General features: G+C 46.6%; 7 protein-coding genes. 3 read left to right on the top strand and 4 right to left on the bottom strand.

Annotation, left to right across the window (positions count from 1 at the left end):
• The 3 genes from AC0QH1_RS09310 to AC0QH1_RS09300 form a co-directional block, all read left to right on the top strand.
• The coding region (locus tag AC0QH1_RS09310) for a CHAT domain-containing protein (RefSeq protein WP_324630794.1) at positions 1-2,553 on the top strand (2,553 nt) is incomplete at its 5' end.
• 364 nt (positions 2,554-2,917) lie between these two features.
• Entirely contained in the window at positions 2,918-3,244 is a 327-nt protein-coding gene (locus tag AC0QH1_RS09305) for a hypothetical protein (protein ID WP_324630793.1), read from the top strand.
• Positions 3,241-4,737, top strand: a complete 1,497-nt coding sequence (locus AC0QH1_RS09300; RefSeq protein ID WP_324630792.1) for a hypothetical protein — start codon at positions 3,241-3,243, stop codon at positions 4,735-4,737. Before AC0QH1_RS09305 ends, AC0QH1_RS09300 begins: the two co-directional genes overlap by 4 nt.
• 123 nt (positions 4,738-4,860) lie before the next feature.
• Here the strand turns inward: AC0QH1_RS09300 and AC0QH1_RS09295 are convergent, their stop codons facing one another.
• The 4 genes from AC0QH1_RS09295 to AC0QH1_RS09280 form a co-directional block, all read right to left on the bottom strand.
• Positions 4,861-6,117, bottom strand: coding sequence for an L-lactate MFS transporter (locus AC0QH1_RS09295; protein WP_324630790.1), 1,257 nt, complete (start codon positions 6,115-6,117; stop codon positions 4,861-4,863).
• A gap of 574 nt (positions 6,118-6,691) precedes the next feature.
• On the bottom strand, positions 6,692-6,985 hold the full coding sequence (locus AC0QH1_RS09290) for a DUF2103 domain-containing protein (RefSeq protein WP_324630789.1): 294 nt from the start codon (positions 6,983-6,985) through the stop codon (positions 6,692-6,694).
• Between the two features lie 92 nt (positions 6,986-7,077).
• Positions 7,078-7,371 (bottom strand): ATP-dependent Clp protease adapter ClpS, encoded by a 294-nt coding sequence (gene clpS / locus AC0QH1_RS09285; RefSeq protein WP_324630788.1) that lies wholly within the window; start codon positions 7,369-7,371, stop codon positions 7,078-7,080.
• Between the two features lie 505 nt (positions 7,372-7,876).
• Positions 7,877-8,941 carry an adenylate/guanylate cyclase domain-containing protein gene (locus AC0QH1_RS09280; protein ID WP_324630787.1) on the bottom strand — a complete coding sequence of 355 codons (1,065 nt, stop codon included), beginning with the start codon at positions 8,939-8,941 and terminating at the stop codon, positions 7,877-7,879.
• Positions 8,942-9,303: the final 362 nt, after the last annotated feature.

The following is a 9,303-nucleotide window of genomic DNA, read 5'->3' as shown; positions in this document are numbered from 1 at the left end:
TTATTAGGATTAATTTACAGAACTAGAACTGTGGGCAATATGGCTGATAATATTGAAAAAGCTATTGCGGCTCATCAGCTTGCTTTAACCGTTTATACGAAAGAGAAATTTACAGAAAAATGGGCAAATACTCAAAATTATCTCGGACTAGCTTATTGCGATCGTATTCAAGGGGATAAATCGAATAATATAGAAAAATCCATCGCTTTTCATCAACAAGCCTTGACTTTTTTTACTAAAGAAAATAATCCTGAAAAATGGGCGCATACTCAAATTTATTTGGGCAATGCTTATATTGATCGCGTTCTAGGTAAAAAGTTAAACAATTTACGGACAAGCATCAACTATTACCAATCGGCATTAACTGTTTTCACCAAAAAACAGTATCCAGATAACTGGGCTTTATGTCAAAATAATTTGGGGGAAGTTTATAAAAATCGAAGTTTAGGCAATCATCAAGAAAATCTTAGAAAAGCTTTAGCAGCTTGTCTAGATAGTTTAGAGTTAATGAAAAAAGATGAATATCCTGAACTCTGGGGAAGATTAAACCTAAACCTTGGAGATATTTACATAAGACTATCTACCTATCAATATTCAAAAGATTCTCTTATAAAAGCCAAGTTTTATTACGAAGAAGGCTTGAAGGTATTTCCCAAAGAATCTAATCCAGAACGATGGGCTACAACCCAACTATGTTTAACCAATGTTTATGAGATGAAGACTGAAAATTTTAACTATGAAGATTTTAAATACAACTTAAATAAAGTCGTTGAATTGTCTAATAATTCCCTGCAAGTTTTTACTCGCTCGGCTTTTCCTGAAAATTATGTAAGAGCTTTGGTGAATCTAGGAGTGGCTTATCTCAACAGCAAAAAATATCAATCGGCCTACAATGCTTTTGCCGAAGCGGTCGATACAGTGGAATATTTGCGCGGGGAAATTATCTCTGGGGACGAAGCAAAACGTAAATTTAATGAAGAATGGATTAAACCGTATGTACTCATGGTTGAAACTTGTATTCAATTAAACCGCCGTAATAAAGCCTTAGAATATGCCGATCGCAGCAAAGCCCGGAACCTGACCGAACTCATCGCCACTCGCGACGCATATCCGGGCGGAGAAATCCCTGCCGAAATTCGCCAACGGTTGCAACAACTGCGCCAAGAAATTGCCGAAGAAGATCGGCGACTCAAACAAGACCCAGACCCGGACTATGGCCATATCACCCAACTGCGGGAAGAATTCCAGGCCAAATATCCTTATAAACCCCTGGCATTTCAAGACATCCAATCTTTACTGGATGATGAAACCGCGATTCTGGAATGGTATATCCTGGGCGATAAATTCCTGACTTTTACCATAACTCCGAATCCCCCTCTAACTCCCCCTTTGGAAGGGGGAGAACCAGAACCCCCCTTTCAAAGGGGGGCAGGGGGGATTTCCCTCTGGCAGTCTTCACCAGAAGACTTCAAAACCCTCATCGACTGGGGAAACGCCTATCTCAACGACTATCGCCGCAACAAAACCCAATGGCAAGAGAATCTGCCTCAACGCCTAGAAACCCTTGCCCAAATCCTGCATTTGGATGAAATCCTGCATAACTTGCGGGAAACATTCCCCACCTGCAAAAAACTCATCCTCATCCCTCACCGCTTCCTGCACCTATTCCCAATCCATGCTTTGCCTGTATCCAATCCACAAGAGGGCACAAGCATTGCGCCCCTACAAGAATTATTCCCCAACGGGGTAAGCTATGCCCCCAACTGCCAAGTGTTGCAACAAGCCCAAAAGCGACAACAAAAACGCCCCAACTTTAACCAACTCTTTGCCATCCAAAACCCCACCAAAGACCTGAACTTTACCGATATCGAAGTGGAAGCGATTAAAAATTTCTTCGACCCTCACCATGTCCTCAAACACGACGAAGCCGAAAAAACTGCCCTTGATTTCCATAATGCCCACTGCACCCATTTTTCTTGTCACGGCTATTTCAATTTTGAAGATGCCCTGAAGTCTGCCCTAATTCTGGCCAAAAGCGAATTTGCGCCACCGCCACCAGAAGACGACCCTACCCGCTATATCCCTCTGAAAAATAAGAACCTCCTCGACTTGGGCAAATGCCTGACTATCGAAGATATCTTGCGACTCGACCTGACAAGCTGCCGACTCGTCACCCTGTCAGCCTGCGAAACCGGCATTACTGACTTCACCTCTACCAGCGATGAATATATCGGGTTGCCCAGTGGGTTTATCATGGCAGGTTCCCCCAATGTGGTCAGTACCCTCTGGACGGTGAATGATTTATCCTCTGCCTTGCTGATGATTCGCTTTTACCAAAACCTGAAAAACGGCGAAACCGTCCCCCTGGCTTTGAAACACGCCCAAATCTGGTTGCGGGATGCTACGGCTGAGGCATTGCAGCAATGGTCGAGTCAGCTAAAATTACGCTCTACCTATCGGCAACAATTGCGGCGCTTTAGTAAAATGGAATCAACGGCAAAACCCTTTAGTTCTCCTTATTATTGGGCGGGGTTTTGTGCGATCGGTGCGTAGTGGCGACAACCGTCGGGGAATCAATTCCCCGCCTAAAAGCTCAAGTCCGATAAATCGGACTGAAATTCAATCAAAATAAGGCTTTCAGTCGGTTTCAACTGACATCTGGCACCCGTTGCAACACCCGTCGGGGATTAAAATCCCCGCCTCAAAGCTAAAGTCCGATAAATCGGACTGAAATTCAATCAAAATCAGGCTTTCAGTCGGTTTCAAATAAATCGGATTGAAATTCAATCAAAATCAGGCTTTCAGTCGGTTTCAACCGACTTAAGCTATGAGACAGGGAATTTATTCCCTGGCGGACTGGCGGACGATCGGATCGAACCCAAAATTTTAGTCTAGACGCGCTAGTAGGAACAAAATCATGTCACTAGAAGACCAAACCATCCAAAACTTTATTACCTTGGTAGAGACTCAATGGCCTTTATTTGCCGACTGCCAAGCAGAATTAGAACAATTACAGGCAAATTTGCCCTCGGATAAAGAGGAAATGTCCGATACGATCGCCGACTGGTGTGAATCTCATCCCGCGATCCTGGATGCACTAGATGCTATCTCCCAACAACCGCAAAGCGATCGCGTTCCCGGACACCAAGGCAACGCCCCACCGCCACCAGACCCGAAACTGTATCAAGAAATGCTGCAAAATGCCATGCGTCGCAACCAACCACCGTCTAAAACCAAGCCATGAGTGAAGATTCCCTACCGGAATTTGTCGAAAATCCCAAACTCAGCTTATATGCGTTTCACCTCTGCCACGATATGGCATCAGCAGAAGGGGAACGGGTGGAAGATAGCGATCGCCTGTGGGAAAACTTCGCCAAACTGGGGCAAGAATTGGCGATCGAACCTTTAGACACCTGCCAGCAATGGCTAAACCTGCCGGAACACGGGGGAACCGTTCCATTTCGAGAACTGCTTTCAGAAGAAATTGGCCGTTGTTTGCGCTTTCCCATTCTGCCTGCGGACGCGAATAACATCCCAGAACCTCGCCACAACGGGGAACTTTACGCCCTGCAAATCCACGATACTTACGCCGCTGACCTAACATTTCGCTATTGCGGAAAAGTCTCTATTAATGAACTAAAAAATTTAAATCCCCAAGGAAAATTACTGCCCGATCGCATTCAAGCCTCCCTGGGGCAAACCTTGGTGTTATTTGCCAAACCGATCGTCAACGATACCAACCCAGAAACCCTGCGACAAGTGGCCGATCGCTGCTTAAACGCCTTACTCGCAGAAGCCGACCCCAAGTGGCAAAATTTATCTTATCTGGGCGACGGCCAACTATTAAATAGTCCCATCTTTGAATATGACAACTTTGACGAAAACCCGGCAAAATCTTGCCATGTAATTATCTGGCTAGACTGCCATCCCGACACCACAACCCTGGAAGCAGCGGGAGACTATTATCATCCTCTAATTAATCTACTTTGTTACCGCTGGAAAATCTGTTTTAGTTATTACCAAGCCCGCGATCGCTATCGAGATGCCAAAGCCGCTTATCACAAGTTAGAAAATAAAACCAAAGCCTTAAACAACTTACCCAGCGATGTATCCGAACGGTTAACTCTCCTCAAAAAATGGCTGTTGTCAACCAACCCGGAAGCCTTTACTTATGCCAGCTATATTCGAGACATCGAAGACCACCAAACTACCCTCATTACCAATTTCAAAAATTATACCATCTCTCTGAAACAAATCGATCGAGTTCCGGGCGACCATCAGTTAACTTGTTTGCAAAAGTTTAGCGATTCTCGCAGCAAGTTTCTCGGACAAATCGATACCGACCTTCATTATTTAATGCCGGGAAAAGTTCTGTTTGGCCAATACATTGCTACTCTGCGGGGAATTGTGGAAGTGGAACAAGCAGAAATCGATCGCGATCGCCAACAAACTGACCAAGATTTACAAGACCATATTCAGTCCATTGGCGTGGGAATTGCCGCAGGGGCGATCGTGGCCTCCACTTCTGGGTTAATCACCGAACCTTGGTATTTTCCCAACGGCGAAAAAATCGAAGTTCCTCTAATTCCCCATTCTCTAATCCCCCATCCATTTATTATTGGCTTTATCGCCAGTTTCTTATGTTCTGTCGGCGCTTGGTGGATTGCCAAAAAAGTGATTAAACAAAGGCGATCGCGTCAGAAAAAAATAGATTTGCGATCGGGTTTTTCGGAGTAACTAGACTCTCGGTTCACTATCAGCTCGAGCAGACAAGAAACCGGGTTTCTGGTTCTAGTGGGTGGTGAATTCGTCAAAATGTGGTGAAGAAACCCGGTTTATAATCCCTAAGACACCTGCGCCCTAGGATGTGGTTTTTGGCCGATCGCGTTTCAGCATGAAGCTGGCCACTACAATGCCAATTATCGCTAACCCCGCCATCGGATAAAAGGCATAGGTATAGCTACCAAACCAATCGCTCATTCGTCCCGCCACCAGGGTTCCCAATAACGCCCCCACGCCATAGGCGGTAAACACAATCCCGTAATTTTGGGCGTAGTCTTCGGGATTAAACAATCGCAGGGTACTCGTCGGCGCGATCGCCAACCATCCGCCCAAACAAAACCAAAACAGACAGAATGCAATCAAGTAGGTCGCCACTTGTCCCTCCCCTGCATTCACCATCAAAATACAAGCGATTAAAATCAACGTATAAGACCCGATCGCCACATACCGAGGTTTAAAGCGATCGGTCAACCAGCCAAACAGGGGACGACTCAACCCATTAAACAGAGCAAATAAAGCAACGCTTTTCGCCGCCAATACCGGATCGATCTCGATGAGTTCCTGACCCACCGAACTGGAAATTCCAATTGCACTCAATCCCACAAAGGTGCCGATAGTATAACATATCCACAGTCCGTAAAACGAGGAACTTTTCAGCAACGTTGTCGGATAGGTCTTGGGTGCGGAAGTTTTCTTGGCAGCGGACAGTTTCTCTGTGGGTTGCCAACAAGTGGGAGGCAATTTCATGGTGGTGGCGATCGCCAGAATAATCATCGTAAACGCCATGCCTAAAAACCGCAAGGTGGATTGAACATCGTAATTATCGATTAAGGTTTGGGCTAAGGGGGCGGTAATTAATGGAGATAAGCCAAAGCCTACAATTGTTGAACCCACCGCCAGTCCTTTTTTGTCGGGAAACCAGCGGGCTGCCACCACCATCGGCACACCGTAAGTAATGCCCACTCCTATGCCACCGATCGCTCCATAGGTGAGGGTTATGGTGACAATATTGCCGGCAAAGCTAGAGAGAATGTAGCCCAAACCCACTACTATCCCGCCAATGGCTGTCATTACCCGGCTGCCAACTCGCGGAATGTAAAATCCGGCGATCGGCATCAGGATAGCATAACAAACCAGTGCTACGGTGTAGGGTAACAGGCTTTCGGTAGCGCTCAGATTCAGTTGTTCTGCTAGGGGATTTCTAAAGACACTCCAAGAGTAAACCGTTCCCAAACAGAGCAAAACGGTCATTCCCAGGGGAATCAGCAGCCATCTTCCCCGCTCGGCGGGTAGTCCCAACAGTTTTAATGCTGAAGTATCGGGGGTAATTGTCATCGGCGATCGCTCCTTGATTAAGTTGATGCAAAAAAAAATTATCCCCCTTTCCGGGGACAATTGACAACTTCTGTGGGCACTCTTCTTTCTACCCAGTTTGCTCAACTCATGCTGTAACTGCTTATACCAGTTGGTGTCATAAAATTGTTACAATATTTTGCTTATCCGTTAACAATTCATCGCCTTTGTTGCTCTATTAAATAAATTTCTCATTTTTACCGAACCGACTCGCTTTACATCTCACCTCAGGGGTAGAATCCCTTTGCAATTTCCCCGCAATAAAACGGTGTAATTTGTTTTTTTGTTACCCGCTTTTGTTTGGATTGCTGTTTGAGAAAACCGTATCCCTCATCAACTCGAACCGTGGAATTTGCCCTGTGCAAGTCCTGCCATGCAATGCACGATTTGCAGGTAGAATGCGATCGCTCCGGGGGTCTCGCGCTCTCACGGGGAACCAGTTGCGGAATGTTTGCCTGCGGCCTAGTGGGGCGTGAGAAAGCGCCCACTAGGGTATTTGTCGCCCCCTGATGGCGCGAATGTGAAATTTTGTTAAGTTGTTCGGTGAAAGCTTGACTTATTTGCCCAAACAGGATGCGATCGCGCTTTCTAGCTCCTTGCGAGTCAACTCGGCAATCACAAACACCTCTTGCACGGTTTTTCCCTGTCTGGCAATGATTTTATATCCGCCGCGAATGGGCACGGAAATTTTTAACTTCATTTGCGGACAATGACCCTTAGCGCGTCCGATGACACCGGGCGTCACGGTTCGAATGCCCTTGCAAACGGTGAGTTTTTCGAGAACGGCAATTAAGCCGGGGATGTGGGTAGAATGATTGAGAACTAAGCGACCACTGGGGGGTTTGCCCATCGGATTTTACCAGGATAGAACGACTGCGAAAATGGTAGGGGAGGACGGTGCGCCCCCCAAACAATAGAGTGCAACCCCGCCGTGGGAATGGCTTATGCCTTTTCTAAAGGAGCCATCGTCAACCCAGCACGACTGAGTTGCTGATGGTACAGTTCAGCTTGCTCCAGTGGCCCCACCCAGACCGTCGCCTGACCTTCAAAGTGGACTTGGTTGGTCAATTCCCACGCGCGATCGCTGGTCATGTTCGGGATGTACTTCATCAAACACTCGGCGACATGCTGAAACGTATTAAAATCATCGTTTAGCACGATCACCTTGTAATTCGGATACGGTTTGGGGGTAACTTGACCAACTCGTTCGGGAGCAATTGTCGGGGCAGTTGCCATAGCTCGAAACTCTGCTGAAAGTACCCTACTCATAGAACTATTGAAAACGCTATCAAAAATATTACCTGAGCTTTATGCACTCTAGCTTAACAATTTCGCGCCACAGCATCAATCTCTGGCAAGCTTCAAAAATTTTTGCCTTGATAATGAACGATTTTTACGGGCGCTTGCTAACGCTGTAGCTCTTTACTCATAAAGATTTGCGCTTAAATGCCAGGACTTTTATTTCGCGCAACTATAGTCACAATCCTCCCGAACTACCGAAGCTTTCGCCACCCAGGGAGAATTGAGAATTGAGAATTAATCACTAGGGGTTGTTAGTTGTTAATTGGTAATACCGGAGAAATCCCCAAAGTCGGCGGAGGTGCGCTCTGCCGGTTTGCGCGAACCGGGGAACCCGAGAAACCCAGAGAAAGGCGAGAAAAAGGGTCGATAAAAATTGCCAGAATAATGTAATTTTGATGGGGATAAATTGTCAGAAAATAGGATATTTATGAGATTCTTTTTACGATTTAGGGAGTTTATCGGTGAGCAGATAGGTCATCATTTCACCTTTACCTTTAACAAAAATCACGCCGCGTTCTTCAAAGACAAATAAAGGCTTGAGGTATTGGTAGGTATGAGCGGTGACTTGGATGCGACCGGGGATGCCGTGAGATTCCATGCGGCTGGCGGTATTAACCGTATCACCCCATAAATCATAGCTAAACTTGCGGGTACCGATCACCCCGGCTTCCACCGGACCGGTATTGATGCCAATTCGCATCGAAATTTTTTCGCCATGCTTAGTGCGGAATTGATTGGAGATTGTCAACATATCCAGTGCCATATGAGCGATCGCCTCAGCGTGATCCGGGCGGGGAGTAGGCAAACCGCCCACCACCATATAGGCATCACCAATCGTTTTAATTTTTTCCAACCCGTACTTTTCTGCCAACTCATCGAATGCGGAAAAAATCTGATTGAGGAACTCCACCAATTCAGGGGGAGAGAGATGAGAAGAGAGCTCAGAGAAGCCCACGATATCGGCAAACAGGACCGTCACTTCAGCAAAATTATCAGCGATCGTGCGTTCGCCGGCTTTTAGGCGTTCCGCGATCGGTTTTGGCAGAATATTGAGCAAGAGAAGCTCGGACTTTTCCTGTTCTTCTTGCAACTTTTGCACAAAAGCCTGTTCTTGGTCGCGCAGGCGTTTTTTCTCCAGAGACGCATTAATGCGAGCTTTCAGCATCACCGGATTAAACGGTTTGGAGAGATAATCTTCTGCGCCGAGTTCGATGCATTTCACCACGCTATCGATATCATCGATCGCCGAAATCATAATCACCGGAATATGACGAAGTTGGGGGTTAGCTTTCAGTTCTTGCAAGACTTGATACCCATTCATATTGGGCATCATAATATCGAGCAGCACCAAATCAAACGGTTCGGCGCGCAGTAATTCCAGGGCCTCGAGACCATCTTCTGCGACTTTAACCGTATGGCCTTGCCGTTTCAAACGACGGCACAGGAGGTCGCGGTTAGCTTCCACATCATCAACTACCAGCACCGAGGCTTGGTCAAGGTTCATGGCATTGCCTCTTAATGTAGCAGGCTATCAAACGGAGTGGGGCAAGGGGGAAAATTGCCCCAGGGGAGTTTTGGCAGAATTCGATGCTTGGGAGACTCATCTCTATTGTGCCTAAAGTGGGCCAGTAGTAGGTGATGGAGGGCAGAAGGCTAACCGGGAGGGGAGGAACCCCAAACCGTACAAGAGAAGCGCCGATGCGCGATCGAGAGCGTCGATCCTTCGATTGCATTTCATCAGAAATTAGGGTTGGTAAGGGGGAGAACGGAAACCCTCGTCATTTATGCATAGGGAGGAGTTCTCCCCCCTTACACAGACAACAGTTTGACAAAACATCACTGCTAGAAACTGTAGGTATAACCGTC

Source organism: Phormidium sp. CCY1219, assembly GCF_055795085.1.
Note: the sequence above shows the minus strand (reverse complement) of the source record. Positions and strands in the feature narration are given on the sequence as shown.